Below are 26,330 nucleotides of genomic sequence, written 5' to 3' on the forward strand. Positions count from 1 at the left end.
GTTTTTCCACTTTCTGTACCATCTAAATATCGTTTCACCGCTTGGATTTTTTCTTTTGAAGAAAATTTAGCCATAAAAAATGCACCTCCAATTGTTAGACTGTGTCTAACAATTGGGGTGCACTTCATAATTTAGATGGCTTTTGTATGTTACTCTATCGTTTCAACTTCACGTGGATTTTTCATCTCTTCCACATACACAACTCTAAATCCGTGATCTTCTAAATCTTTCAATAATGTCTCTAATTCACCGTCGTTAAACTCTTCTCCTAATGTAAACATAATTCTACGAACTAATAAGGCATCATTATCAAAAGTCATCAAACTTTGAATACCAGTGTATTTCTTTAAAACTGTCGATAACTTTTGGATTGCTCCATTATAGTCTTGCGTTCCAATCATGACAGAGTATTTACTAGAGTGAACACCCCATGCATCCTCTAATAACTCAAAAACTTTTTTATGCGTTAAAATTCCAAGGAAAACCCCTTTTTCATCAACTACTGATAAATAAGGCAATTTTTTTATTGTAAAAAATACTTTAAAGAAAGATGAATCTTCTCTCACAAATCCTTCTTTATCGTTTAATAATTGTATTACACTCTCATCAAGTGATCCTTTATATTCTAAAATATCTACTTTATATATATTCCCTAAAAATTTCTCTTTTTTTTCATCTAAAACTGGTACACAACGATACCCCGTTTTATTTAAATGCTCTAACGCTTCCCCTATCGTAATCGAACTTGAGCACAGTAAAACTTCCCTTTTCGGCACGTAATTCCCTTTAATCCTCATAAAAAGCCTCCTTATGTTAAAATACTTTCTGTGCCATAACTATATTATATTTTCAGAAAAAAATAAATAATTTATTTTATTTTTCTGAAAATTATTCATTTTCTTGTCATAATTTATTCATGAATCCTTCACTTGCATATTTTTGCTATCAAATCTTCTCTCTGAATTACTGAATGAAAAATATATTGTAACTTCTTTCAAAAAAAGCTAAAATAAGAATAAGAATTTTCTGAATATTCTAAGAGTAGGTGGTTATATGTCCTTATTACGCTCACATATATGTAAATTTATAATTGGTATTATTGTTATTTTTGCCATAAGTCCTATTCCAGCTCTTTTTATTACACACAATTATTCTTATCAAAATGGATTTATTAGCATTTTTCAAAACTTCGCACAGCTTTCTTCTATATCAATTCCAAAGGTTGATTGGATGCATGAATCTATCTTTTTCTCAGCAAACCAAATGATACATACTTCTAATCATTCAACACCATTATTCCCTTACATATGGGAAATATATTTTATATCGATTGTTCGTTTTACTTTTACCCTTGCGATCGGATTTTTCATAAGTTTGGGTATCGGCCATTTATTTTTCAAAGTACCTAATTCGTTTAAAAAGTTTACTACTGTATTGAAATGGATACCTTACTCTTTTTGCACTGTAGTATTACAATGTTCAGTCTTATTACTACTTCTATACATCGCACAATTTATAAACCTTCCTTACTACTCATCATTTATCATCGTATGTAGTACTTCCATGATTATCGTTATGCAAGCAGTAAAAAAATGGATTCCTTTCTTAAAAAACACAAATGAATATGAAATAAAACATGATTCTTTTCTTGTGGATACATTGTTTTTGGCGCTTACTTCGAATCATAAATCAATTTTAGGTTCCATTATTCTTTCATTCGTTTTTATGGAATGCGTTTTTCATGCAAATGGACTGTTACAATTTATCGTTCAATTTGGCGGAAATTCACCCATAATTGTTACAATCGGCTTATTACTACTCTATATCCCATATAGCATACTTTCTTTCCTTCAAACACTATGGACCACAAACTACTCCAAGCAACAGTCATACACTTTAACGAGAAGTGTTCCAAAACCTTAATTTAAAATAACCCTCTATAATCTAAAAGTAGGGGGTTATTCCTTTTGTATAGCGGACAAAATAACAGCAAATTCAAAAACTATTACAGAAACATACCAATATTTACCCTTTTCCTTTGACTATTCTTTTCATTTGGATTTATTATAAAAGTATAACATAATTGCAGGAGGTGACATCTTTATTCCAAACCTTGGAATGGAGAACACGCTTGGACATATTAAATATTTTTCTCATCTTTGTACTTATTCTTATTTCTGGCTTTTTCGTTGCATCAGAATTCGCTGTTGTAAAAGTACGAAAAAGTCGAATTGACCAACTTGCAAATGAAGGTAATAAACAAGCTTTAGCTGCAAGAAGCGTCCTATCTAATTTAGATGTTTATTTATCAGCTTGTCAGCTCGGAATTACAATCACTTCTTTAGGGCTTGGTTGGCTTGGTGAACCGACTGTGGAACATATACTACGACCGCTCTTTGAAAAAATTAATATTACTGGAACAATGGCTAACACTTTATCTTTTGTTATTGCTTTTAGTGTTATTACATTTTTCCACGTTGTATTAGGTGAATTAGTTCCAAAGTCTTTCGCAATTCAAAAAGCAGAAGCAATCACACTCAAATTTGCAAGACCGCTTATTTTATTTGATAAAATTATGTACCCATTCATTTGGCTACTCAATAGTACAGCTATATTTTTCACAAAATTACTCGGATTAGAACCTGCGAAAGAAAGTGAACTTGCTCATTCTGAAGAGGAATTGCGACTCATTTTAGGTGAAAGTTTTAAAAGCGGTGAAATAAACCAAACCGAATATAAATATGTAAATAACATTTTTGAATTTGATGATCGAGTTGCAAAAGAAATTATGGTTCCTCGTACCGAAATGATTTGCTTATCTACTGAAAATACGTTAGAAGAAAATATGGATATCGTCGCTACTGAAAAATATACACGCTATCCAATTATCGAAAAAGATAAAGATGATATCATTGGGATGATCAATACGAAAGAAGTATTCCATGATCAAACGAAAGGTATTTATAAGCCACTTGAATCTTATATACATCCTGTTCTAACTGTATTTGAAACAGTTCCAATTCGTAAAACGTTAGTCCATCTTCAAAAAAATCGCGTTCAGATGGCAATCGTTATGGATGAATATGGTGGTACTGCCGGACTTTTAACGATGGAAGATATTCTTGAAGAAATCATTGGAGAAATTCAAGATGAATTCGATGCGGATGAATCACCTATGATTGAAAAGCGTACACCTAAGCTTACTGTTTTAGATGGAAAGGTGCTTATTTCTGAAGTAAATGATATGTTTGGCCTACATATTGATGATAGTGATTTAGATACAATCGGAGGATGGCTTCTTTCTCAAGCAGTTGACTTAAATATTGAAGCTGGCTATTCCATTGAATATGCTGGTTTTCAATTTAAAGTATTAGAACTTGATGGCCATCAAGTCAAAAAAGTTGCTGTACATAAACTAGATATTAAAAAGGAGCTATAAAGTGACTGTTTTATTAACAATTTGTATCATTGCCTGTTTCGTTGTTTCATTTCTCGCCTTTATTTATCCAATTATCCCTGGCATACTAGCTGTCTGGGCTGGATATTTGATTTACCATTTCGGTATAAATGGAGGCGAATTAACAACTTCTTTTTGGATTATTCAAGTCATTTTTACTCTTTTCATTTTCGTTGCTGATTTTATTGCAAATGGATATTTCTTAAAAAAATACGGTAGTTCTAAATGGGGCGAACGTGTCGGAATGATTTCTATCATTGTCGGATCGTTCTTCTTCCCACCATTCGGACTTATTATCATACCGTTCTTATCAGTATTTATAACAGAACTAGTGCATAAAAAAGCGCCAAAAGATGCCTTTCTAGTTGGAGTCGCTACTGTAGTTGGTTTTTTAAGCAGTACAGTAGCGAAAGCAATTCTCCAAATCATTATGATTATCATCTTCTTGTGTTATATCATCTTTTAACCATCCCGACTTCGGGATGGTTTTTTAATATGCAATACCTACTCGACTATTTTCATATATGTTTTTCTTACATAGATCCCATGCAAAGTGTGCTGTATCACCCACTGTAATTTTTGATCCACCCTCTGGCAATATATCTTTTTCAGTTCGATATACCTCTGTCGCCTCACCATCTATTAAATGTGTCGGACAAACAACTGTCCAACATAAATTATTACTATTACTTAGTACTTTATATGCAGCCAAATGATCTTCCGCTGCCGTTGTCGTTTTCCTTTTTGATTCCGTTGATTGAAAACGATATAAATTTAGATTTGTTCTTGCTTGTAAAATACCAGCTGTTCCTATTGTTATGATTCTACGAACCCCTTCTTCTTCCATTTGCTTAATGATTTGTGGCATACTCTTCCCTAATGTTCCATTTTGATCCGTTCCAAGTGCACTAATTACTATATCGCTTCCTTCTATCACTTTCTTTATATCATTTTCGTTCAATACATTACCTTCTATCACTCGTAGCCTTTCATGTTGTATTTCTATTCTATTTAAATCACGCGCTAATGCAGTCACTTCAGCTGAATCCTTTAATGCTAAATTAATTATGTTTGAACCTACTCGTCCTGTTGCTCCCAATATACATACTTTCATTTGTTCTCCCCCTCTTTCATTCTCTTTCTATTTTTCAATAATCTCAGTCAATTTACAACAAAAAAGCTTCCTCATATATGAGAGGAAGCTTTATTATTACTTTATTTCTTTTCTTTAGAATCAGTAGACTTCTCGGTTCCGCTTGTTTCTTTATCCTTTTTATCCTCTTGTTGTGTTGTTGTGTCGTCTTCTTTCTTCTTGTCCTCACCTTTACTACAACCTACCATTAATAAAGAACTTGCAAGTGCCATAGCAGTTAATGATTTAACCCATTTGTTCATTTGCGTTTCCTCCTTGTGATAGAATATGTACAACCTCATATTACTCTCTATTTTTAAAGGAGAGATTGAAAAACAGTAAATATACGGTAAATTTTTGTAAATTTTCTGATAACAAAACCTGATTTTATTTCATTTCCAATCGATACACAATAAAACTAGTTTTTTCTCTCAATGGACGTAAAAAAACTAAGGCGCATACCATTTCGCCTTAGTTTCTCATGCAAACTTTTCATTTTCATATAGATGTGTAATCTTATATTCCTTCTTCATAACATATTGCCACACACTATAAGCGTAACGGTTCATTTTCAGGAAACAATTTTCCAAAAATGAGCGAAACTCTGGATTAGCAACTTCCACTGCAACTTGAGCAAACTTTAAAGCTAATCGTTTCAAGTGCGCAATATAACTGGTTGCAATATGAATATCCCCTGTATATTTACTAACTGTTTCCTTTTCCATTTCATGCAAATCAAACTCCGTTGTTTCACAGGTTATATGTTGCACATTCTCTCCTTCTTGAAAATTTACTTGTTCATTATATGCTTGTAACATATATGGTAAATGGTGCTGTAATAGATTTTTTAATTCTTCGTCTCTGACCTTTCCAGCATACTCTCCAACCTTGTATATTAGTATATAACTATATCTCATTAATTCTTTCATACAGTCCATTAAAGCTCCTCCCTTCTCTTTTGTCCATATACTATAAATATGATGCTAAAACATTCGCTATTCTTGCTAAAAACCAATCCCATCTACTAATTTTCTCAAAATCTTCTTCAGAAAATCGTTTTGATTTATGAAAGTCTACCTGTAATCGACTCCATACTTCATCAACAACGGTTTTATCATATATGATACAGTTAGACTCACAATTTAAATAAAAACTTCTATTATCAAAATTCGCTGTCCCAATATCAACAATTTCTCCATCAATAATTGTTACTTTCCCATGAAAAAATCCATTTCGATATTGATAAATCTCCGCTCCAGCATGTAACATATCTTTCAAATATGGATAGGCAGCTTGTTTTAACAATATGGCATCACTTTTAAATGGCACGAGAATTTTCACATTAACACCACGATTTAATGCAGCTTTTAACTCTTTCACCATTTCTTTACTTGGTACAAAATATGGTGTAGCGATAATTAAAGACTTTTTAGCCTGCTTTAATAGTGCTCCATATTTTTCCCATAAGCCTTTTCCATTTGAAAATAAATATTGATATTTCACATTCCCTAATGTAGGTATACTTTCATGTATAGGCATTTTTTCTCCTGTATCTTCTTTCCAATCTTCGGCGAACTTTCTTTCCATATCCACTGCACCCTCACCATGGATGCGCACGTGATAATCACGCCATGGCCCAAACTTTGGATCTTGTCCAAGGTACTCCTTTCCGATATTAAAGCCACCGACGTATGATACCTTTCCATCTATCGTAACAATACGTCTATGATTCCGTTGATGCAAAGAATAGAACATATTTTTCAGTTTCGGTTTTTTACTAAATGTAAACTTCACACCGTTTTCTTTTAATCGGCTAATTACCTTTTTCTTCAGCTTATATCCGCCTACCCGATCGACTGACAATTTCACTTCTACTCCGCTAGATGCTTTTTTCTCTAATAACTGTAAAAACTCTTGGCTTATTTCGTCTTTTCCTACAATATAAAAATGGATATATATATACTTTTCTGCATCGTTTATATCGTCAAATAATTTTCTATATAACTCTTCACCGTTCGTATATAGTTGAAATTCACCTAATCGAACTTGTCCTAATTCATATTCACTAGCCATTTCCTTCCCCATTTCCACATCGATGTTCATCCAAATGAATACACCTATTAAACAAAGGATTATAGCGAAAAAGTGCTTCATGGATAAATTCCTTTCTCCACTTACTGTTATTTCTATATCTTCCCTTTTTTATTACATTATCATTCAAGAAAATATGTCATTGCATGATATATGTCCATATCAAACAATAGCTCATTTGCATATTGTATGTTGTATCTTAAAATAAAAGGAGGAAATAACAATGGGCTTCGCACATGGTAATGGATTTGCGCTATTAGTCGTATTATTTATCCTCTTAATCATCGTCGGTGCTGCTTGCTTCTGCTAAGTAGCTACTGTCATATGATATGTGGATGAAAAAACTATAAAAGCGGACACCTATTTTTAGGTGTCCGCTTTTCATTTTAAAACCATTTCCGACTGCTATAGTAACTTAAATGGCTAAATATTCATCTCAAAAGGTTAACAATGTGGCTACTTTCTTACTCTCTGCCTTACGTATATGACGCTGTTCTGCACGTAACACAGCAATACGATGTAATTCTTTCTCTTCTTCGGTTTCAGGGATAACACGCGGTACAGGAACTGGATTATTTTCCTTACTAAGTGCCACAAAAGTAACGAATGACGTTGCCGCTATACGCTTCTCACCTGAAATTAAATCTTCAGCCACTACCTTCACAAACACTTCCATCGAAGTTCTTCCCGTCCAAATTACGAAAGATTCATAACTAACACAATCTGAAGAACGAACAGGATGTAAGAAATCGACCCAGTCCATAGATGCTGTGACACATTCCTTTCTTGAATGTCTGGATGCTGAAATAGAAGCAACCATATCCATCTCCGCTAATATCTTCCCACCAAATAGCGTGTTATGATCATTTAAATCTGTTGGGAAGACTCGGCTCGTTTTGAACACCCTTGACTCATTGGCTGTTTTCCCCTTTACTTCTGTCATTGTTATCACCCCTTTAATAATCTATCCCTAATATTTCAATAATCACTATACTAAATGAACTACAGGTTTAATATTAACAACATTCAGAACTTTTAGTCCACAAAAAAGAACCGATTTTATCAATCGGCTCCTCTAAATACATATTGTTCTTTCGGCTGTTCAACTTTATTCCATTTTGTTACTTCTAATACAGGAATATTCGCATGAAACGGCTGATAAAACTCAGTAGTTATCTCTCCTTCTACTTGAATCCAGTCATCATTATTCCACTCTACGCCTTCTGGCTTTTTCACTAACATACCATACACGCCAGAATCTGCTACGCAATGTATAATACCGAAACGGAATAAGAAGTATTGTTCTTTTTTAGAAGAATCATCTCTAAAAACAAACCCTTTAAAAGATAATTTTTTTCCAGTAAACTCGCCAGGATAATTATAAATTGTTTCCATACCCTTTAGGAAGTCTTCATCTTTCAAATTAATATTATCTTTCGTAACAAACTCTTTCTTCCCTTTTTCCATTACACCGCGGTATCCTTCTTTCCCGTAATAAATACTCGTATCAGGTCTTAGAAATTGTCTTGTCATAAATGGATCCTTACTTTCTGCTTGTGCAACAGGAAAGTGAAACCCTTTCGCTTTAACAATATCCGAATCTAGCGTCGCAATTGGGAAAAATAACCCTGAGATAATTGGAAAACAAAACAATGAGTACGAAAATGCTTTTTTCCACCATGTATTCTCATCTTTTGAATGATCATGTCCGCAATGACCATGGTCACAACTACAATCATTTTTCTCTTTTTCCTTTTGGTGTTCTTTTTGGAAAACGACGATAATTTGTACAATCGTTAAGAAACCTAAAATAATTGCTGCTGTTGTTGATAAATAGGCATACTTCATATTGATATACTTCGTAATGTTACCGGAAATATGAAGCTGCGCAATTAATATTGTAAAACCTAATAATATATATGCTCGAAACATAACCTACCACCCCATCGCATAAATGAGTAGTGAGCTTGCATAAACAACAAGAGTAACTGTAACTATAACAACAATTACAAATTTCGTTTTAAATGTCGCAAGCATCATAAACATATTTTTAATATCCACCATCGGTCCGTAAACGAGGAACGCGACAAGTGAAGCTGTTGAAAACGTACTTTGGAACGAAGAAGCGATAAATGCATCTGCCTCTGAACAAAGTGATAAAATGTAAGCAAGTCCCATCATAACAGCTGATGAAGAAAACGGACCTTGTCCAATAGCAAGAAGTGTTGAAGTTTGTACAAACGTTTGTACTGCTGCTGCAATTAACGCACCTAGTACTAAATATTTTCCCATTGAGAAGAATTCCTCAACAGCGTGTGTACATACATCCCACATTTTTTTACGCAGTGGACGCTTATTATTCACTTCTGGGAAGTGATCATCTCTTAATTGATGTTCTTTAAACATAAAGGATAATATAATTCCAACGATAATGGCTACGATAATCGCTACAATAGAACGATACCATACCATGTGCATACTACTCCCAAAGGCAACATAAGTAGCAAATAATACAACTGGATTAATAATAGGTCCAGTTAACATAAATGCAATCCCTGCGTATGGTGGAACGCCTTTTCCAATTAATCGTCTTACAATCGGAACAATTCCACATTCACAACCTGGAAACAACATACCTAAAAAAGTAGCTAATAAAACAGACAGAAATCGGTTCTTCGGCATCCATTTTGCCACCATATCTTCTGTCACGAACATTTGAATGAATCCTGAAATAAATACACCAATGAGCACAAAAGGAAGTGCTTCGATCAATATGGAAATAAAAATTGTATTCATTTGCAGGAATGCTTTCGGTAATTGAAACAATTCCATGATGTATTTCCTCCAACTTTTCATTAACAATATGTAATTTTAACCCCATTTCATTAATTGAACAAGGCTTATATGGAATACATACCCTTTATATACATTACATTGTACAAGTTATATTCTATTCAAAATTTGAGATTTCATAGCAAAAAAGCTGCTCTAGCGTAGTTGTATAACTATGCTAGAGCAGCTTTCTTATCGTTAAAAGTAACGTTTCTTCCAAAAAACAAAAGCTAACGTGAAAGATAGTGTTACACATATGATGAGTACAATTACAAAACCGTGGGCTTCTCCTTCAAACGGAACCTTTACGTTCATTCCAAAGAAACTAGAAACCATCGTCGGTAAAGATAAAATGATCGTAATTGACGTTAACAGTTTCATAACACTATTTAAATTATTTGATATAACGGAGCTAAAAGTATTCATCATTCCACTTAAAATGTGACTATATATTTCCGCCATTTCAATAGCCTGTTTATTTTCAATTAATACATCTTCTAATAAATCTTGATCGTCTTCATACATTTTTAAAAATGTACTATTACGCATTAACTTTTGAATTACAATTTTATTAGCCTTTAATGACGTTGTAAAGTATACTAAACTTTTCTCAAGGCCTAACAATGTGAAAATCTCTTTATTTTTCATTGACTGATTTAATTGATGCTCTAAATCAATTGTTTTTCGATTTATTTGCTTTAAGTATCTTAAATAATAAGTAGAAATTGTATATAAGAGCTGAAGTGCAAAGCGCGTCTTCTTAAACGTATAAAATTCTTTAATACGTTGATTAATAAAACGTTCAAAAATTGGATTCTCTTCTAAGCAGATTGTAACAAAACAATCCGGCATCACAATCATACCTATTGGAATCGTGTCATAAATCGAATTTCCTTCTTCGTCATGTCTAACTGTCGGAATATCGACGATAATTAAAGTATTATTGTCTTCCTTTTCAATACGAGAGCGTTCTTCATCATCCAAAGGGTCTTTAATGAAATCTAAGTCTACATTTAAAGTTTGTACTAGATATTGAATTTCTTCTTCTGTTGGATGAAGTACATTAATCCAGCACCCCTTTTGCATTTCCTCAATCTCTTGTAGTTTTCCGTTTCGGTCTGTTAAATATATATTTAACATACTATCACCCCGATTCTTTTTACATGTAGGAATCTACCTCTCTTAAATCACAGTTTTTAAACCGCCATTCTCAGCATATGAAACATACGTTTAAATTTCAATAGAAAAATTATTTTGAAAACGTTTTTATAAGAAAAATATTATAAAGTGAAACTTTAATCAGTGGGGGCTTCATCCCCCCCACTGATTTTCAGCCCTCACCAATCGGGCTTTTACAGGCTGCCCGCCCCCAACCAAACTTCTTTTCTTTCGCTGAATTTTGAGATGAGGATCTTACTGCCCGTTAGAGCGGGATAAACATAGAAAAAGACAGAGTGCTCTCTGCCTTAAAAGCTTATGTTGCCTTTATAACATATTTAGAAAGCATCCACAAGTTAAACCCGACTGAAATCGTATAGCCCGCGTATGTTGAAATGATAAAACTTACATAATCGAAATACGGAAGCAATACAATATTTAAAACTATCTTCACAATAATTCCAATCACTAGTCCTAGCACCGTCTTCTGCTGTTGATTGATTCCTTGTAGCATAGCAGCCGTTACTGTAAAAAGAGAAAATAGTATGCAAGCAGGAGCATAATACTGTAAAATGATTCTCCCCATCTCTGGATCATTTCCAGCACCAAATAAAAGGGTATATACAGGCTTGGCTAACACCATCATTCCAATTGCCGCCGGTACCGTAATCGCTACTACTAATACATTTGTTCTCGTAAAATGTTTGTACAATAGCTTCGTATTTCCTGCTGTATAAGCTTTCGTCATCTCTGGTACGAGAGACATACTAAAAGCTGTCGCAACGGATACCGGGATAAGCACAACCATTTGAACAAGGCCAATTATCGCATTAATTTTTTCCGCTTCGCCTTGCATATACCCTATCTGTATAAGTAGTTTATTAATTGTAAATGTATCAATCGTCTGATACAACGGAATTGCTAAGCCTACTACAACAAAAGGAATAGAATATGTAAAGAGCTCCTTATAAAGTGAGAAAAAAGATTTCGTTGTTTGTGGTATACTTGCCATTTCTTTTTTCTTTAAGTGCCTTCTCCTTCTCATATAATACGCACTTAAAACAGTTAATCCACCTACAGCTCCCATAAAGGCACCGAACGTTGAAATACCAACTGCTAGTGAAACAGAAGCTCTTAAAACATATAAAACGACAAAGCTTCCTATTAAAATGGTCAAAACACGAAAAAATTGCTCTACAACTACACTTAATGCAGAAGGCCCCATCGATTGGAATCCTTGAAAGAAGCCCCTTAATAAACTCATTACTGGCACAAGTATTAACGCAAAACTTACAATTCGAATATTAGTAGTAACCGCTCCTACACTATTCCCCGTTTGATCATTCCCATCGATGACAAGTTTAGCTAAATGCGGAGCTAGCATATATAACGTAAAACACGAAATGACTCCCATTATAAACATAAACACGATTCCACTTTTCAACACTCTCTTAACCGTATGATAATCATTCAGTTGATCATATTTTGATACCATCTTTGAAACAGCTAGCGGTAATCCCATTGTTGCTATGCTGAGCATGATGGTATAAGGACGATATGCATATGTGTATAGAACGTAACCACTCGTACCGACCATCGCTGTAAATGGTATAACATATATAAACCCTAACATTTTTGATATCATCGTTGCCATCGTTAAAAATATCGTTCCACGTATAAACGGTGACCCTTTCATCACATTCCTCCGCTACGCTTTATTATTACACATTATGGACAACTCCTTTTCTTTAGAACCGAAACAAATAAAAAAGCCAATGAAAAATCATTGACTTTAACGCGCTGCTTTTTTCTTTTTGAAATACTTTAAACCAAAGTATAGAGCAATAAAAAGAACAGCTCCTATAATTATGTAATGTGTGTAATCAGATGCATACTCTTTAATTTGTCGCCAATTCCCACCAAGTTTTTCACCTAAGTATATAAATAGAATTGACCATGGAATGATCGCTACAACCGTATAAAGTGTAAATAGTTTTAATGGCATCTTAGCTAGTCCTGCTGGAATAGAGATCGCATGACGTACTACTGGGATAAAGCGCGCAGAAAATATTACGCCTGCTCCATAACGCTTAAACCAACCTTCCGCTATGTCTAAATGATGTTTATTAATAAGTAGATATTTCCCATATTTCTCTACAACCGGACGCCCTCCGTAGTATCCAAGCCAGTATAAAAAGATTTGCGCTAAAGTACCACCAATCGTTCCGGCGATAACTGCACCCACAAAACTAATTTTACCATTCGCTACTAAAAAGCCAGCATACGAAAGTACAATTTCACTCGGGATTACTTCAATCATTAAAGCAAGAGCTACTCCAAAGTAACCTAAGCTTGCAAAAAATTGCAATAACTGATCTATTATGTTTGCTAACATGTTCTTTTTTATCTCCTTTTTTCTTCACATACCATCCCATTATTACATAAAGGCTGCAATCTGCCAATATCTTCATTTTAACAATATGTACAATTCAAGCAGGATTAATCTATTAATTTCTCTTTCTGCGGGTCTTTCATGTAGGCAAACATCTCTTTAATTTGGTCTTCTGTATTTCTAGCAATTGATAAATTAGGCAATTCATTTTCACCAAAAAACTCCACCTCTTCTGTTTCAATGCTAGTTTTCTTTTCTCCACCAATAATCTCACATCCAATGAAAATCTTATATACATGCGTCGCCGATGGAGATGGTTGATGTTTTTCTTTATCAAATATAGCTAGTAACTTAAAATGATCTACCTCATAACCAGTCTCTTCGAAAACTTCTTTTGCTGCAACTTCGGTTGGCGTATAACCGACATCAGCCCATCCACCTGGCAATGCCCATTTCCCATCGCTTTTTTCTTTCACAAATAATAACTTTTCATTTTGAAAAACAACAGCTCTTATATCAACTTTAGGTGTTTGATAGCCTGTCTCACTTGCAAATAATTTCTCTACGACTTCCCAATCTGTTTTCGTGTAATGTGACATCATTGAAATAGAAATATCTCGTAATTGCTGGAAACGCTCAATATCATACACATCCTTAGAATACGTTAAACCCGCTTGAGCTATAGATTGTATTTGTTTTACCCAATCAATCCATTTAATCGTCATATATCCGCATCCCCATTCTCTATCAAATATATTACTTCATTTTCATTGATACATCTTTATTATACAAAAAAAGAGATTGATAACGTTTCAATCTCTTTCAAAATTAATCCAATTCATGTAAGTGGTCTTGTATATACTTTCTTCTCTTATTTATATATTCATAAATCATATCAGCCTCTTGATCAAATGTTTCTAATTTTTCTTTCATGTATGGATCTTGTAGTAAATATGGACGAATCAATTCACACAACCCTTCTACTTTCGGCCTCATAAACGAAACTGTAAATTGATCTTCTAATATTTCTTCTAAAATACTTCGATACTGCTTTCTAAATACAGGTATGTCTAGCAATCTTGCACTCAACGTATTATACCCTTGAATGCGAATATATTCATGATTAAGCGGTCTCCCTTGTACATCTCGCCCCCAAGTCGCATCATAATCCCACGGTATAACTTCAAATAAATTTGTTTCATCGTTATGATATAGTGCATAGTTATGAACAAAACCATCAAAGTTTTGCGTAAAAATAACTCCTGCTAACCATCGTAAATATTTATCTACATGTAGAAACTTCCCAATTTCTTTTTCATAGGCTTCCCTCGTCAAAGTATTCGCTTGAAATACAAATTCACTCAGTTGTTCTTCACTATTCTTATTCGAATATTTAAATTCATAACCCGCAAAGAGCTCTGTCTTAACATCTTTATCTCGTTCACTCATTAATGAAAAATTCGCATCATCATCTATCGCATAATAAATAGAACCACTCGGTAATCCTCTATTTTTTAAAAAATTTTCATCAACCGATTCTAACTGTAAGTACACACCTTGAATTTGACCATTAATTTTTATAAATACATGTTGTGATTTTGGCGAAAGTACACCAATATCATGAAAAAAATCTAAAGATAATTTATTTCGTATGAGAGACGGATCCATAAACTCCGAATTCAAATGAAACTCTTTCGCACCTTGAAATTTTTTAGGCTTATAAAACATAACATGATAAGACTTTTTCTCAAATTCGCGAATATGAGCTCCTCGGTATACGATATCAATGTCATATTTCTTTTTTCCATAAGTTAATTTTGCTGGCACTGGACTATCTGACCAAATGTCCTTTTTCAATTCCACTAAGTACATTGGATGAACAAAAAAATCATATGAAGGCAGCATGTTTTCTCATCCCTTCTCAGTTCTCTTCCTTCAATGTATGCGCCTTTTCTTGTCCATACATCCGCAATCATCTATTTATATAAAATTACACTCTTGTCCTGTTCAGAAAGATGCCTACATACATATCATGTTAAGGAAAAAGAATACCTTTTCACTTTAATACATGATAAGGAGGATTTCTATGAAACGTGATATTAGAAAAGCTGTCGAAGAAATCAAAAGTGCTGGGATGGAGGATTTCTTACACCAAGATCCAAGTACTTTTGAATGCGATGATGATAAATTCACTCATCATCATTGTACAACTGGATGTAAATGTACAACTGGGGGTAAATGTCCTAGAACAAGATGTACTCGCGTGAAACATTGTACGTTCGTTACAAAATGTACGCATGTGAAAAAATGGACATTTGTTACGAAATGTACTCGTGTACGTGTTCAAAAATGGACGTTCGTTACGAAAGTAACGCGTAGAAAAGAATGCGTATTAGTTACGAAACGTACTCGCAGAAAACATTGTACATTCATTACAAAATGCATACGCTTTGAAAAGAAATTTTTCTGGACAAAACGAAGTTTCTGTAAAAAATGCGAATTCTTCCCTAACAGACACGGTCACTCTTGCGATGATTCATGTGATCATGGTAAAGACTGTCACGATAGCGGACACAAATGGAATGATTGCAAAGGCGGACATAAATTCCCATCTTGCAAAAATAAGAAGTTCGATCACTTCTGGTATAAAAAACGTAACTGCTAGTTTTTATACCACCAAAAAAGGCCGTTTTGCGGCCTTTTTTACATTTATTGAAAGTGACTTATATCTGCAAATTGTTTCACTTTACCAATACCCTCTTCAAATTCTATTATGCTCAAACTGGCACTATGCATAAATGGATCATCCCACACATTTTCTATTTCAATTCCCGCGAAATGCCCTACAAGTAATTTTGCTGCTGCCGCATGAGAAACAATCAATATGTTTTGTCCTTTATGCTTCTCTAAAAGAAGCTGCATCCCTTCAATTACTCTTTCATAAACGGCCTCAAAATTTTCGCCTGATGTTGACTGAAAAAGATGTGGCTCATTCCAAAACAGATGTACTTCTTCTGGAAATTGCTTTTCTATATCCGCGATTGTTTGTCCTTCCCATATACCCATGTTGATTTCATAGAAATGCTCATCCGCTATAATGGGTATATCACGTTCCCCCTTTATTAACTCTGCCGTATGAAGTGTTCTTTCGCTCGGACTACTATAGATCGCATGGATTGGTAAATATTTCATTCGATTCCCTAATTGTTTCGCCTGAACTATACCATTTTCAGTTAAAGCAGAATTTTTCCGTCCCTGCATTCGCTTCGCTACATTCCACTCTGTTTCACCATGCCTTGTTACATATATAGTTGTTTTCATTTCTTACTCCCCCTCACCATGTTGGTCGTAATTCCCACGGTTCAACTCTCCCTACAATCCACTCCGCTCGTTTACTTTCAATCCCTTTTATAATTCCATCAGCTATCTCTTCATGAGTAAGCCATCTTCCATATGTATCTTCTAAAATAAAACCTAAAATAATTCTATGATAAATACATCGCGTACTCCCTATTTTTTGTGCAGGCATACGTGATGCTTTACTACCTAAAATATGAAATAAACTATATGTTTTAGACGACAAATCTAGTTCTTTACAAATATTTGATAGTGCATGCTTTGCACTTGTGTGTACCCATGCAACAACTAATGTGATTGGGCCATTTTTCTTAATTGTACTTTTAATAGCTAGCTTTACATCTTCATCATTATGATAATCTAACGAAAGGCATGTAATATTTTCTGGTGCAGAACTCATTCGCTTAACATTTTCTAATTTCACTTCATCTCGCCCGATAATAGAAACATAAAACCCTTTCTCACAAAGCCACATAGAAACTTTCTTTAGCATTCCTGTTCCACCAATTACAAGTGCATGCAAATGCTATCCCTCCCTAATAAATTGTCATATGAGGTTTCTCATCTCTATAATAATTTAAACGGTCTTGCAGTGTCCCTGAGTGAAACTCAAATTTATGACCGTCAGGATCAACAAAGTATATAGATTCGCAATCTCTTACATCACGTTCTCTTCCTTGTAAAATATGAACATCATTTTCTTCTAATCGCTGTATTAGACATTTAAAGTCTTCTTGTTCAACAGAAAATGCAATGTGCGTATAAGATTGATGAATCTCATTTCTCGGAATATGCGTCTCTTCATTAAGCGCTATCCATACTCCACATATGTTAAAATAAGCTAATTTTCTTCCTTTAACTAATAATTCTCCCTCTAATACTTTTTCATAAAACATAATAGAGTTTTCTAAATTAGATACCGAAAAACAAATATGATTGATTCCTCTTAACAACTATAATTCCTCCTTATACAAATAAAAGATGAGCGAAAATTCACTCATCTTTTATTATACTATTTTTTTGTAATATATGCCCATTTATAACTGAAGTCCCCGCCAAACGTATGGTTAGCAATGCCTTTTACAAATGGCTTCTCTAAATAAGCTGTACTTTGTTGGTACGTAGGAGAAATTGCTGCGTCTTGACCAATTAAGATTTTTTCAGCTTCCGCAAGTGCATTCCAGCGTGCTTTATCATCTTTTAATAGCTCTCCTTTTGATTTCGCTACTAAATCATCATACTTCGGATTAGAATAATCCATTTCATTAAATGAGCTTCCAGTAACAAACATATCAATATAAGTCATTGGATCCGGATAATCAGGGCTCCATGCAGATAATGAGAATTCATATTGGAATTTCTTTTCTAAATCTAGCTTCTGCTTGTATGGTTGCTGTTTCAAATTCACTTTAATACCAGGCAAGTTTTTCTCTAGTTCTTCCTTAATAAAGTCGCCTACTTTTTTACGGCTACCGTTATCATCGTTTAGTAATTCAACCGTAATTGTATCTTGACCAAGCTCTTTCTTCGCTTCTTCCCATAATTTTTTTGCTTTCTCTGCATTATCTTTACTATCACGGAAGTTTTTATTTACAGAGCGGAAATCTTTTCCATCCGGACCTGTCGTGAATTTTTCAGGTACTAAGAAATATGCTGGCAATGAACCGTCATTTAAAATGACATCAGCAATTCCTTTTTTATCGTATGCTAAATCAATCGCTTCACGTACTTTTTGGTTTTTAAATGTTGCATTTTTTTGGTTAAAACGTAAGAAATATATGCGCGGGTCTAACTTCGTTTTAAATTCATCTGGTTTATTCTTTTTATATTTATCAACAAATTCAGAAGTTAAAATAACTCGATCTGCTTGATCACTATCATATAAATTTACTCCCGTGCTTGTTTCCTTCACAATACTTACATTAATTTCGTCTAACTTTACAGTATCTTTATCCCAATAATTAGGATTTTTCTTTAACTGATAATTTTGTTCATGTTTCCATTGACTCATTGTAAATGGTCCATTATATACTAATTTATCTGCTTCTAATCCGTATTTATCTCCTTGCTCTTTCACATATTTTTCATTTAATGGGAAAAATGTAGGGAACGACGTAAGCTCAAGAAAATAAGGTGCTGGTTGCTCTAATTCTACTACCAACGTTTTATCATCCTTCGCTTTAACACCCAATTGATCTGCTGGTAATTCACCTTTATTTACTTTCTGTGCATTTTTCACATCAAATAAAATGAATGCATATTCTGCCGCTATTGCTTTATCTAATGTACGTTGCCATGCATATACAAAATCTTGTGCTCGAACTGGATCACCATTTGACCATTTCGCATCACGTAATTCAAATGTATATGTCTTTTTATCTTCACTAATCTTCACATCTTTTGCCATACCTGGTGTTGGTTTATTATCTTTATCTAGACGATATAAACCTTCCATTGCATTTACAAATACACGGAAAGATACAGAATCCGTTGATTTAGATGTATCCATTGAAGGAATTTCAGCTGTTTCTAGCAAATTTAAAACTTGTTTATCGGCCATTCCCTTATTCGATTCTTTCTTCGTTGTCGAAGCCTTCTCACCATTCCCACATCCTGCAACCAATACACTCGTCGTTAACGCAAGTGCAGCAATTGTTGTTGTCTTTCTCTTCATTCTTCCTTCCCCCAATCTATATGTATAAGTTAAATCCTATATAATATATTTTATTATACAAAAGATTCTGATTATTTTAAATATTTATTTTAACAAACATAGAAAAAAGCGATCGGAAATTTCTTTCCAGCCGCTTTCTTGAATAGCATTTACTTGTAATCCATCCTCTATATCAAATGGATTTTGAACTTTAAATATTTCTTCCATTAGCTTCAAAAACTCTTCTTCAGTTTTAGATTCACCATTAACCATAAATGAGTATGGTTCCACTTCACCTAATTTATAATCGACAACAAATTGAATCTTCACCTTTTGTTTTGGCGTTCCGGTGTTATATCCTTGGAATTCTACTAATTCTAACCCTTCCGTTCCACGATAATATATCCAACCTGAATTTTGAAAATAATTTTCGAAAGATTCACCTATTGAAAAGAAAGGATATTCATAAAGCGAGCTTGTACGAACCTTTTGAATAACGTCTCGATCAGTCGGAAAAAAGAAATGACTAAAAAATATGCTAGCAACTGCTAAAATAGTAACAATTGTCGCTCCCATTTTGCTCGTTCCGCCGCTATCATTGATTAGATAGTTTTCAACTGATTTATCTTTTATTTCTCTTGCTTTTATTCGGTATATACGTCTTTCCACAAATTGATAGTACAATCCATTTGCAAAAATCCCCATTCCAAACAGAATAAAAATGAGTAATAAAAACGTAAGAGGCACCATATTAATGATTGGCAACGCTACATTAAATCCCATATAATACGAAAATGCATCACACGCTACTAATAACAACATAAATAAAGCAGCTGGTACATAATACTTACGATATCCTAGCCAGCCTATATTGAAAATAGCAGCCCAACCATTCCAGCTCCACCTAGCAATCCGCTTATTCTCAAGCTCCCATTTCCTTTTGTAATACGGATATTGTCTCCCTACATATACTTCTAGTTCTTTATCTATTAACGAGCTACCTTCCTCTTGTTCATTATCCAAGTTTCGCTGACAACTTGCACAATTTAACTGTTCCTCCTCGCAAGGTTGCCCACAATTTATACATTTCAAAACAATCCCTCTTCCCATCCATACGTCATTTCAAAATACCTTCGTGTTTTAATAACCACTCTTTCCTCCATAAACCACCAGCATATCCAACAAGCTTTCCACTCTTCCCTATTACACGGTGACATGGAACAATTATTGAAATTGGATTCCGACTATTTGCCCCTCCTATTGCCCGTACAGCTTTTGTATTTCCAACTTTCTCTGCAATATCTAAATATGAAGCACTTACGCCGTATGGAATAGTATAAAGTGCATCCCATACATTTTTTTGAAACGCTGTTCCCTCCGCAGACAGCGGGACCGTAAACTCTTTTCTTTTCCCTTTAAAATATTCATCTAACTCATTTATACATTGTTCTATCATTTCATTTTTATTTTCTTCTTGTCGTTCATCAACAAATATAACAGACGTAATTCCTTCTTGATTCGCTGTAATTTCAAGCAAACCTACTTCGCTTTCATAATAAGCCTGGTACATATGCCATCCTCCAATTCAGTTCATATTAGTCATTGTAACACGAATATACAAAATTTTTCGTATAAGCGTTTTATTAGAGAAACAAAAAAGAGAATGATACAATGTAAGAAAATTCAATCTAGGAGGCTATTGGATGAATTCCGAACTTTTTTCACCTTATACAATTAAGGACGTTACATTAAAAAACCGGATTGTTATGTCACCTATGTGCATGTATTCATCGGAAAACGGGGATGGCCAAGTAACGAATTTCCATCTCATTCATTATGGAACAAGAGCTGCCGGTCAAGTTGGTTTAGTTATGATTGAAGCAACAGCCGTGTTACCTGAAGGTCGAATTTCAAATAAAGACTTAGGCATTTGGGATGACAACCTAATTGAAGGCTTACATAAAACGACTACTTTTATACATGATAATGGTGCAAAAGCTGCCATTCAACTCGCTCACGCCGGAAGAAAAGCAGAATTAGAAACAGATGCGTTAGCTCCTTCAGCCATTCCATTTAATGAAACAATGAAAATGCCAATAGAAATGAGCAAACACCAAATTAAAGATACTGTATTAGCTTTTCAGCAAGCTGCAGTACGATCAAAACAAGCTGGATTTGATGTTATTGAAATACACGGTGCTCACGGTTATCTTATTAATGAATTTCTTTCTCCGCTTTCCAATAAGCGGACTGATGAATATGGTGGTTCACCTGAAAACCGCTATCGTTTCTTACGCGAAATCATTGACTCGATAAATGAAGTTTGGGACGGGCCGTTATTTGTCCGTATTTCAGCAAATGATTATCATCCTGACGGGCTAACGGTTCAAGATTACGTTCAGTATACAAAGTGGATGAAAGAACAGGGAATAGATTTAATCGATTGTAGTTCTGGCGCAGTTGTACCAGCACATATTGATGTGTATCCTGGTTATCAAGTACAATATGCCAAACATATTAAAGAGCATGCTAACATTGCAACTGGTGCAGTTGGATTAATTACGACCGGAGTACAAGCAGAGCAAATTTTAAATAATAACGAAGCAGATTTAATTTTTATCGGACGTGAGTTACTTCGCAATCCGTACTTCCCGAGAATAGCGGCCAATGAAATTGGCTTTGAATTGCAAGAACCTCACCAATATAAGCGAGCATCAGGAAAAATTCATACGAATAAATAAAACCGAGAAGTCATTCTTCTCGGTTTTATTTATTCTATCGTTGTAATTTCATTTGAATTATAAGTATGGATACCCGATTCTTCTCGCAGCGCGGTTATATACATCCCTTTCGCCACATCTTTAGCTGAAATTGGTTTATATTTTTTGAAAGCTCCTTTAAAGATAAACGGAATAATACGAGATAACTTTTCAGCCATTCGTTCGCCGAAACGAAATTCTTGTCGATTTCCTACTAATAATGATGGTCTAAAAATGTGAATACCACCAATCACTAACTTTTGCAATTCTTCTTCCATTTTTCCTTTCACTTGTGAATAAAAGAAGAATGATTTAGGATTCGCTCCCATAGAAGACACGACAAGGAAATTTTGTACCCCTTGTTTTTCAGCTAAACAAGCAGCTCGTAACGTATATTCATAATCTACTTTTTTAAAATTTGCTTTTGTTTTTGCTTTTTTTATTGTTGTTCCTAAGCAACTAAAAACATCATCCACAGCAAAGAACTCTTTATATTCCTCTAATACCGAAAAATCAACTTGTTTCTGCTGTAACTTCTCATGTTGCAATTGCATTGGCTCTCTTACAAAAATAGTAACCGAATCGTAGTAATCTGATTCAAGTAATAGACGCGTTATCTCTTGTCCAACTAAACCACTTGCACCGAGTATTAACGCTGTTCGCTTATTCATATATGCATATACCTCTTATTTTACTTTTCTCTCCTTTAGTAAAATACAACCTTTAGGAGTTTCCTGCTCTTATTTTACCACAAGTAAAACACTATGCGTACGCATAGTGCTTTACTCACTCTTTTTTCTCATCTCTCTCTTGTAATTTCGTTATTGTTGTAGCGTCCCCTAAATTACTTATTAATCTTCTTAAAAAAATTAATACGAAAGATAATGGCAATACTACCGCTAATATTAATAAAATAGCTTCCATTAAGTAACCCAAGCGCTCATCCCCCTCTTTACCTCCTTTTCAATATATGAAAACAGCGTTGTCACATATGCATGCATTTGCAAAAATAATACCCCTATATTTGACAACTTTATAACAAAAACAAATCGGAATGATTATTATTTATTGCAACTTTATTAAAGATGTATTATACTAAGTTCGCAAACTAAAACGTAATTATTCCGTTTTGTATTAAAATGATATTTTTCTTCTATAATTGGGGAAAATATATCCGTAAAAAGAAAAGAGGAGAACTTCATGCCTAAAAGATTGACTATATTTTCATTCTTACTTATTTTTACCTTAATTTTCGCTGGCTGCTCAAATAAAAAAGAAAGTAATGCCAAGAAAGATGGAAAGCTAACAGTTTATACAACGATTTTCCCACTTGCTGATTTCGCAAAGAAAATCGGTGGCGACTATGTAAATGTTGAAGCGATTTACCCACCTGGTGCAGATTCACATACATTTGAACCAAGTCAAAAACAAACAGTACAAGTTGCAAAAGCCGATTTATTTGTTTATAACGGCGCTGAATTAGAACCATTTGCTGAAAAAATGGAAAAAACATTACAAAAAGAAAATGTTAAAATTGTAAATGCATCTAAAGGTATTGAGCTTCGTGCTTCTACTGAAGAAGAGCATCATGATCATGGAGATGGCCATAAAGAAGATGAACATCATCACGATAAAGACCCGCATGTTTGGTTAGATCCTACTCTAGCAATGAAACAGGCAGAAAAAATTAAAAATGCACTTGTAGAATTACAACCTGAACATAAACAAGAATTCGAAAAAAACTTTGCAGCACTTCAAACTAAATTTACTGATTTAGACGATGGATTTAAGGCAGCTGTAGCGAACGCAAAAACGAAAGAAATTTTAGTTTCTCATGCTGCCTATGGTTACTGGGAACAACGATACGGCCTAAAACAAATTCCTATCGCTGGAATTTCAGCTTCTGATGAACCATCTCAAAAGCAGCTTGCTGACATTACAAAAACAGTAAAAGAACATAATCTAAAATATATTTTATTCGAAACATTCTCTACTCCAAAAGTAGCATCCGTAATTCAAAAAGAAACTGGTACAAAAGTTTTACGCTTAAATCACTTAGCTACTATTTCTGAAGATGATGCAAAAAATAATAAAGATTACTTTACTTTAATGGAAGAAAACGTAAACACATTGAAAGAAGCAATAAACTAATCCATTATACTTTCTAGGCAGCTGAATTTGTTATTCAGCTGCCTTTTTATGTATTTATCCTTGACTTGACCAAAATAACAAGTAAAATTATCCATATTAGCTTTAAAGCTATATTAATTTAGAAGGTGAGTTGGAATTATGAATCTTCACATTTGTGAAGTAACAGCAAAAAATTGGCGTTCAGTAGTTGCTTTAGACGTCGCAAAAGATCAGCAACAATTTATTGAAAGTAACGCGTTTTCTTTAGCAGAATCATTATATGAAGGAAACGGAACGTCAGTAGGTTTATATGATGGAGAAACACTTGTAGGATACGCAATGTATGGATGGTATTCAGTAAAACATAAAAGTGTATGGCTCGATCGCTTTATGATTGACCAACAATATCAAGGAAAAGGATACGCAAAACGTTTCCTTCGCTTACTCATTCAATTCTTACAAGAAAAATTTGAATGCAAAATAATTTACTTAAGTTTACATCCAGACAACAAACTTGCAATGGGACTGTATGAATCATTTGGTTTCCGCTTAAATGGGGATATTGATGATGAAGGTCCAGTTGTAGGTGTTGTAATGGAGTTACTAATAGACGAAAATACAAGCCTGTGAAAACAGGCTTTTTATTATACATTTATCAATTTTTAGTTTCTCCCCCTTATTTAATTCTGTTTTGCAATCTAATAGAATGCTCATAAAAAATAAGCCTGCAATTTACGCAGACTTATTTCACACACTCCTCGAAATGTTCTTGGAACCACTCTTTATTAATATCTCTTCCGATAAAAACTACTTCACTTACTCGCTCTTCTCCCTCTTGCCACTCTCTATCGTACGAAGCAGCAAATAACGTATGTACACCTTGGAAAACGATACGTTTATCTACTCCATCTATCGATAAAATTCCTTTGTAACGATATAAATATTCCCCTAGCTCTTGAACGACAGCTGACATCCACTCATTAAGCTTTTGTAAATCCAGCGGACGTTCTTCACGTAATACAAATGATTTCACACCTTCTAAGTGGTTATGTTCTTTATGAGGGTAAATTTGCAACGTATCTTTCGTTTTAAATGTTTGGATTTGTAATAAAGATGGTATATCTACCTCACAGTTAGTCGCCTCAATTAACTTTGCAGTCGGGTTAATCCCTTGAATTTCATGCAAGAGATTTTCTTTCTCATTCTCTTCAATTAAATCTAATTTATTTACTAAAACGACATCAGCAAACGCAATTTGCTCTTTTGCTTCTAATCCTTTTTCAAAATGTTTATGTATATGATAACTATCTACCACCGTTACAACACCGTTAATTTGGTAAGCAGATTGGATGACTGGATCTAAAAAGAATGTTTGAATAATCGGCCCTGGATTTGCAAGGCCAGTCGTTTCAATTACTAAACCATCAAAATCCATTTTCCCTTCTGCTTTTACGTCCAATAACTGTTTCAAAGCAACAAGTAAGTCTTCACGTACAGTACAGCATAAACAGCCATTTGTCATTTCCATAATTTCTTCTTCCACATTCATAATCAACTGATTATCAATGCCAATTTGCCCTATTTCATTTACAATCACCGCTAATTTCTTACCGTGATTTTCTGATAAAATACGATTTAATAATGTCGTTTTCCCCGATCCAAGAAAACCAGTTAATATTGTTACTGGAATCATTTCGTACATCTCCTTATAGCTATATGTTTCTACATTATAGCATATGAACACTCCCCCACTTAACAAAGCTTGAAGTGGGGGTTTCTAACGTTTCGACCTAACGGACGATTAACGTCAGGGGAGTTAACACATTAGCGAGCTGTTTCACGCCTAACCCCTCTATCCCATTTGTCCATGCATTTGGGATTACTTTTCGTAAAATGTTAGCCGCAGCATTTACATCTGCATTAATTAAAGTTTTATTTGCTGAACGATATATACCGCGCTTTATTCGTTTTCCTGAAAAAGTTGTATTTTGGTCATTTTTTCCATACGTTGGAATGAAGTCGTTATCCAGAAAACTTGCTTTCGATGTATATGATTCTTCAGTTACAACAACTTGAATGCCTACAGCATTTGCTTTGTATGTAATCATTTGAATCAGTAAATTATGCGGGATATGACAAAACGATTGGTTATTTCTTTTTCCCATATTCGTTTCTTGTTTCCAACTTTTGTTTTGACCAATAACGATTTTACAAACTTCTTCTTGAGCTAGTTTTACGATGTGGTGACTAACTTTATGGAAGACGTCTTTTATTTTCAAGTAACGTTTTTGATGAAGTTTTTCTATCCTTTTAGAAGTAAAAGGTCCTTCATTCGTTTGTTTTCCATTTCTAAGAATGCTTGTAAAATG

Annotated in this window: 31 protein-coding genes; 8 read left to right on the plus strand and 23 right to left on the minus strand. The window is 34.1% G+C overall.

Annotated features, from left to right (window positions below; translation table 11 throughout):
* Positions 1 to 149: 149 nt before the first annotated feature.
* The gene (gene cbpA, locus D1166_RS28280) at positions 150 to 797 is read right to left on the minus strand and encodes a cyclic di-AMP binding protein CbpA (protein ID WP_001220526.1); all 648 of its coding nucleotides are present in this window, start codon (positions 795 to 797) and stop codon (positions 150 to 152) included.
* A gap of 256 nt (positions 798 to 1,053) precedes the next feature.
* Between cbpA and D1166_RS28285 the strand changes: the two genes are divergently transcribed.
* The 3 genes from D1166_RS28285 (at position 1,054) to D1166_RS28295 (ending at position 3,923) form a co-directional block, all read left to right on the plus strand.
* Positions 1,054 to 1,923: a hypothetical protein gene (locus D1166_RS28285; protein WP_000055260.1), complete on the plus strand. Its 870-nt coding sequence runs from the start codon at positions 1,054 to 1,056 to the stop codon at positions 1,921 to 1,923.
* Positions 1,924 to 2,131: 208 nt separating this feature from the next.
* Complete coding sequence (locus D1166_RS28290) at positions 2,132 to 3,439, plus strand: hemolysin family protein (protein ID WP_000353738.1); 1,308 nt, start codon at positions 2,132 to 2,134, stop codon at positions 3,437 to 3,439.
* A gap of 1 nt (position 3,440) precedes the next feature.
* Entirely contained in the window at positions 3,441 to 3,923 is a 483-nt protein-coding gene (locus D1166_RS28295) for a DUF456 domain-containing protein (protein ID WP_000217338.1), read from the plus strand.
* Between the two features lie 24 nt (positions 3,924 to 3,947).
* Here D1166_RS28295 and D1166_RS28300 read toward each other — a convergent pair whose 3' ends face one another.
* The 4 genes from D1166_RS28300 to cls form a co-directional block, all read right to left on the minus strand.
* Entirely contained in the window at positions 3,948 to 4,571 is a 624-nt protein-coding gene (locus D1166_RS28300) for an NAD(P)-dependent oxidoreductase (RefSeq protein ID WP_000861653.1), read from the minus strand.
* Positions 4,572 to 4,672: 101 nt separating this feature from the next.
* Positions 4,673 to 4,852 (minus strand): hypothetical protein, encoded by a 180-nt coding sequence (locus D1166_RS28305; protein ID WP_001045960.1) that lies wholly within the window; start codon positions 4,850 to 4,852, stop codon positions 4,673 to 4,675.
* A 216-nt stretch (positions 4,853 to 5,068) separates the two neighbouring features.
* A complete protein-coding gene (locus tag D1166_RS28310) occupies positions 5,069 to 5,527 on the minus strand; it encodes a spore coat protein (RefSeq protein WP_000340535.1) in 459 nt (152 codons plus the stop codon).
* Positions 5,528 to 5,558: 31 nt separating this feature from the next.
* The gene (gene cls, locus D1166_RS28315; RefSeq protein WP_033689718.1) at positions 5,559 to 6,743 is read right to left on the minus strand and encodes a cardiolipin synthase; all 1,185 of its coding nucleotides are present in this window, start codon (positions 6,741 to 6,743) and stop codon (positions 5,559 to 5,561) included.
* Positions 6,744 to 6,903: 160 nt separating this feature from the next.
* Here cls and D1166_RS28320 point away from each other — a divergent pair, with 160 nt between their 5' ends.
* The gene (locus D1166_RS28320) at positions 6,904 to 6,990 is read left to right on the plus strand and encodes a YjcZ family sporulation protein (protein WP_000505094.1); all 87 of its coding nucleotides are present in this window, start codon (positions 6,904 to 6,906) and stop codon (positions 6,988 to 6,990) included.
* A 126-nt stretch (positions 6,991 to 7,116) separates the two neighbouring features.
* Here D1166_RS28320 and D1166_RS28325 read toward each other — a convergent pair whose 3' ends face one another.
* From D1166_RS28325 to cotH, 8 genes are all read right to left on the minus strand, one after another.
* Positions 7,117 to 7,623: an acyl-CoA thioesterase gene (locus D1166_RS28325; RefSeq protein WP_000141164.1), complete on the minus strand. Its 507-nt coding sequence runs from the start codon at positions 7,621 to 7,623 to the stop codon at positions 7,117 to 7,119.
* A 119-nt stretch (positions 7,624 to 7,742) separates the two neighbouring features.
* Complete coding sequence (locus tag D1166_RS28330; RefSeq protein WP_000488057.1) at positions 7,743 to 8,612, minus strand: TIGR03943 family putative permease subunit; 870 nt, start codon at positions 8,610 to 8,612, stop codon at positions 7,743 to 7,745.
* Between the two features lie 3 nt (positions 8,613 to 8,615).
* Positions 8,616 to 9,512: a permease gene (locus D1166_RS28335; protein WP_000418716.1), complete on the minus strand. Its 897-nt coding sequence runs from the start codon at positions 9,510 to 9,512 to the stop codon at positions 8,616 to 8,618.
* 198 nt (positions 9,513 to 9,710) lie between these two features.
* A complete protein-coding gene (locus tag D1166_RS28340; RefSeq protein WP_000932389.1) occupies positions 9,711 to 10,652 on the minus strand; it encodes a magnesium transporter CorA family protein in 942 nt (313 codons plus the stop codon).
* 334 nt (positions 10,653 to 10,986) lie between these two features.
* Positions 10,987 to 12,366, minus strand: a complete 1,380-nt coding sequence (locus tag D1166_RS28345) for a putative polysaccharide biosynthesis protein (RefSeq protein WP_118043509.1) — start codon at positions 12,364 to 12,366, stop codon at positions 10,987 to 10,989.
* 96 nt (positions 12,367 to 12,462) lie between these two features.
* Complete coding sequence (uptA, locus tag D1166_RS28350; RefSeq protein WP_000880691.1) at positions 12,463 to 13,065, minus strand: undecaprenyl phosphate transporter UptA; 603 nt, start codon at positions 13,063 to 13,065, stop codon at positions 12,463 to 12,465.
* Between the two features lie 104 nt (positions 13,066 to 13,169).
* Positions 13,170 to 13,787 carry an NUDIX hydrolase N-terminal domain-containing protein gene (locus tag D1166_RS28355; protein ID WP_000153584.1) on the minus strand — a complete coding sequence of 206 codons (618 nt, stop codon included), beginning with the start codon at positions 13,785 to 13,787 and terminating at the stop codon, positions 13,170 to 13,172.
* A gap of 103 nt (positions 13,788 to 13,890) precedes the next feature.
* Positions 13,891 to 14,967, minus strand: coding sequence for a spore coat protein CotH (gene cotH, locus D1166_RS28360; protein ID WP_000937999.1), 1,077 nt, complete (start codon positions 14,965 to 14,967; stop codon positions 13,891 to 13,893).
* A gap of 181 nt (positions 14,968 to 15,148) precedes the next feature.
* On the opposite strand from cotH, the gene exsB reads away from it, so the two are divergent.
* Complete coding sequence (exsB, locus tag D1166_RS28365) at positions 15,149 to 15,727, plus strand: exosporium protein ExsB (protein ID WP_000817498.1); 579 nt, start codon at positions 15,149 to 15,151, stop codon at positions 15,725 to 15,727.
* Positions 15,728 to 15,771: 44 nt separating this feature from the next.
* On the opposite strand, the gene D1166_RS28370 is transcribed toward exsB, so the two are convergent.
* From D1166_RS28370 to D1166_RS28395, 6 genes are all read right to left on the minus strand, one after another.
* Positions 15,772 to 16,383, minus strand: a complete 612-nt coding sequence (locus D1166_RS28370; RefSeq protein WP_097855705.1) for a phosphoserine phosphatase 1 — start codon at positions 16,381 to 16,383, stop codon at positions 15,772 to 15,774.
* 13 nt (positions 16,384 to 16,396) lie between these two features.
* Positions 16,397 to 16,942 (minus strand): short-chain dehydrogenase, encoded by a 546-nt coding sequence (locus tag D1166_RS28375; protein ID WP_016117649.1) that lies wholly within the window; start codon positions 16,940 to 16,942, stop codon positions 16,397 to 16,399.
* Between the two features lie 13 nt (positions 16,943 to 16,955).
* Positions 16,956 to 17,372, minus strand: a complete 417-nt coding sequence (gene fosB, locus D1166_RS28380; RefSeq protein ID WP_097855704.1) for a FosBx1 family fosfomycin resistance bacillithiol transferase — start codon at positions 17,370 to 17,372, stop codon at positions 16,956 to 16,958.
* 59 nt (positions 17,373 to 17,431) lie between these two features.
* Positions 17,432 to 19,093, minus strand: a complete 1,662-nt coding sequence (locus tag D1166_RS28385; protein ID WP_000824273.1) for a peptide ABC transporter substrate-binding protein — start codon at positions 19,091 to 19,093, stop codon at positions 17,432 to 17,434.
* Positions 19,094 to 19,177: 84 nt separating this feature from the next.
* A complete protein-coding gene (locus D1166_RS28390) occupies positions 19,178 to 20,182 on the minus strand; it encodes a DUF2628 domain-containing protein (RefSeq protein WP_481747873.1) in 1,005 nt (334 codons plus the stop codon).
* 7 nt (positions 20,183 to 20,189) lie between these two features.
* Positions 20,190 to 20,642, minus strand: a complete 453-nt coding sequence (locus tag D1166_RS28395; RefSeq protein ID WP_000283913.1) for a methylated-DNA--[protein]-cysteine S-methyltransferase — start codon at positions 20,640 to 20,642, stop codon at positions 20,190 to 20,192.
* Positions 20,643 to 20,775: 133 nt separating this feature from the next.
* Here D1166_RS28395 and namA point away from each other — a divergent pair, with 133 nt between their 5' ends.
* Positions 20,776 to 21,813 carry an NADPH dehydrogenase NamA gene (gene namA, locus D1166_RS28400; RefSeq protein WP_097855702.1) on the plus strand — a complete coding sequence of 346 codons (1,038 nt, stop codon included), beginning with the start codon at positions 20,776 to 20,778 and terminating at the stop codon, positions 21,811 to 21,813.
* Between the two features lie 29 nt (positions 21,814 to 21,842).
* Here the strand turns inward: namA and D1166_RS28405 are convergent, their stop codons facing one another.
* Both D1166_RS28405 and D1166_RS31450 read right to left on the minus strand, forming a co-directional pair.
* The gene (locus D1166_RS28405; RefSeq protein ID WP_001042736.1) at positions 21,843 to 22,502 is read right to left on the minus strand and encodes an oxidoreductase; all 660 of its coding nucleotides are present in this window, start codon (positions 22,500 to 22,502) and stop codon (positions 21,843 to 21,845) included.
* Positions 22,503 to 22,617: 115 nt separating this feature from the next.
* A complete protein-coding gene (locus D1166_RS31450; RefSeq protein WP_000540932.1) occupies positions 22,618 to 22,767 on the minus strand; it encodes a hypothetical protein in 150 nt (49 codons plus the stop codon).
* A 264-nt stretch (positions 22,768 to 23,031) separates the two neighbouring features.
* Here D1166_RS31450 and D1166_RS28410 point away from each other — a divergent pair, with 264 nt between their 5' ends.
* Positions 23,032 to 23,982: a metal ABC transporter substrate-binding protein gene (locus tag D1166_RS28410; protein WP_097855701.1), complete on the plus strand. Its 951-nt coding sequence runs from the start codon at positions 23,032 to 23,034 to the stop codon at positions 23,980 to 23,982.
* A 138-nt stretch (positions 23,983 to 24,120) separates the two neighbouring features.
* Entirely contained in the window at positions 24,121 to 24,591 is a 471-nt protein-coding gene (locus tag D1166_RS28415) for a GNAT family N-acetyltransferase (protein ID WP_001048677.1), read from the plus strand.
* Between the two features lie 112 nt (positions 24,592 to 24,703).
* Here the strand turns inward: D1166_RS28415 and D1166_RS28420 are convergent, their stop codons facing one another.
* Together D1166_RS28420 and D1166_RS28425 are read right to left on the minus strand one after the other, a co-directional pair.
* The gene (locus D1166_RS28420; RefSeq protein ID WP_000613422.1) at positions 24,704 to 25,654 is read right to left on the minus strand and encodes a CobW family GTP-binding protein; all 951 of its coding nucleotides are present in this window, start codon (positions 25,652 to 25,654) and stop codon (positions 24,704 to 24,706) included.
* Positions 25,655 to 25,751: 97 nt separating this feature from the next.
* Positions 25,752 to 26,330, minus strand: a 579-nt coding sequence (locus D1166_RS28425; RefSeq protein ID WP_165851683.1) for an IS200/IS605 family accessory protein TnpB-related protein, incomplete at its 5' end; no start/stop codon positions are given.

It is taken from the genome of Bacillus sp. ISO11, assembly GCF_003458115.1.
Taxonomy (GTDB): Bacteria; Bacillota; Bacilli; order Bacillales; family Bacillaceae_G; genus Bacillus_A; species Bacillus_A cereus.

Bases quoted from the DNA above. Each gene is read 5' to 3' on its own strand.
- D1166_RS28355 (WP_000153584.1), bottom strand. From the start codon at position 13,787: ATGACGATTAAATGGATTGATTGGGTAAAACAAATACAATCTATAGCT.
- D1166_RS28305 (WP_001045960.1), bottom strand. From the start codon at position 4,852: ATGAACAAATGGGTTAAATCATTAACTGCTATGGCACTTGCAAGTTCT.
- D1166_RS28310 (WP_000340535.1), bottom strand. From the start codon at position 5,527: ATGGACTGTATGAAAGAATTAATGAGATATAGTTATATACTAATATAC.
- D1166_RS28390 (WP_481747873.1), bottom strand. From the start codon at position 20,182: ATGGGAAGAGGGATTGTTTTGAAATGTATAAATTGTGGGCAACCTTGC.
- D1166_RS28405 (WP_001042736.1), bottom strand. From the start codon at position 22,502: ATGAATAAGCGAACAGCGTTAATACTCGGTGCAAGTGGTTTAGTTGGA.
- D1166_RS28340 (WP_000932389.1), bottom strand. From the start codon at position 10,652: ATGTTAAATATATATTTAACAGACCGAAACGGAAAACTACAAGAGATT.
- D1166_RS28335 (WP_000418716.1), bottom strand. From the start codon at position 9,512: ATGGAATTGTTTCAATTACCGAAAGCATTCCTGCAAATGAATACAATT.
- D1166_RS28330 (WP_000488057.1), bottom strand. From the start codon at position 8,612: ATGTTTCGAGCATATATATTATTAGGTTTTACAATATTAATTGCGCAG.
- D1166_RS28415 (WP_001048677.1), top strand. From the start codon at position 24,121: ATGAATCTTCACATTTGTGAAGTAACAGCAAAAAATTGGCGTTCAGTA.
- D1166_RS28320 (WP_000505094.1), top strand. From the start codon at position 6,904: ATGGGCTTCGCACATGGTAATGGATTTGCGCTATTAGTCGTATTATTT.
- namA (WP_097855702.1), top strand. From the start codon at position 20,776: ATGAATTCCGAACTTTTTTCACCTTATACAATTAAGGACGTTACATTA.
- D1166_RS28300 (WP_000861653.1), bottom strand. From the start codon at position 4,571: ATGAAAGTATGTATATTGGGAGCAACAGGACGAGTAGGTTCAAACATA.
- D1166_RS28325 (WP_000141164.1), bottom strand. From the start codon at position 7,623: ATGACAGAAGTAAAGGGGAAAACAGCCAATGAGTCAAGGGTGTTCAAA.
- cls (WP_033689718.1), bottom strand. From the start codon at position 6,743: ATGAAGCACTTTTTCGCTATAATCCTTTGTTTAATAGGTGTATTCATT.
- D1166_RS28370 (WP_097855705.1), bottom strand. From the start codon at position 16,383: ATGAAAACAACTATATATGTAACAAGGCATGGTGAAACAGAGTGGAAT.
- D1166_RS28345 (WP_118043509.1), bottom strand. From the start codon at position 12,366: ATGAAAGGGTCACCGTTTATACGTGGAACGATATTTTTAACGATGGCA.
- D1166_RS28420 (WP_000613422.1), bottom strand. From the start codon at position 25,654: ATGATTCCAGTAACAATATTAACTGGTTTTCTTGGATCGGGGAAAACG.
- D1166_RS28395 (WP_000283913.1), bottom strand. From the start codon at position 20,642: ATGTACCAGGCTTATTATGAAAGCGAAGTAGGTTTGCTTGAAATTACA.
- cbpA (WP_001220526.1), bottom strand. From the start codon at position 797: ATGAGGATTAAAGGGAATTACGTGCCGAAAAGGGAAGTTTTACTGTGC.
- D1166_RS28385 (WP_000824273.1), bottom strand. From the start codon at position 19,093: ATGAAGAGAAAGACAACAACAATTGCTGCACTTGCGTTAACGACGAGT.
- exsB (WP_000817498.1), top strand. From the start codon at position 15,149: ATGAAACGTGATATTAGAAAAGCTGTCGAAGAAATCAAAAGTGCTGGG.
- D1166_RS28410 (WP_097855701.1), top strand. From the start codon at position 23,032: ATGCCTAAAAGATTGACTATATTTTCATTCTTACTTATTTTTACCTTA.
- cotH (WP_000937999.1), bottom strand. From the start codon at position 14,967: ATGCTGCCTTCATATGATTTTTTTGTTCATCCAATGTACTTAGTGGAA.
- uptA (WP_000880691.1), bottom strand. From the start codon at position 13,065: ATGTTAGCAAACATAATAGATCAGTTATTGCAATTTTTTGCAAGCTTA.
- D1166_RS28285 (WP_000055260.1), top strand. From the start codon at position 1,054: ATGTCCTTATTACGCTCACATATATGTAAATTTATAATTGGTATTATT.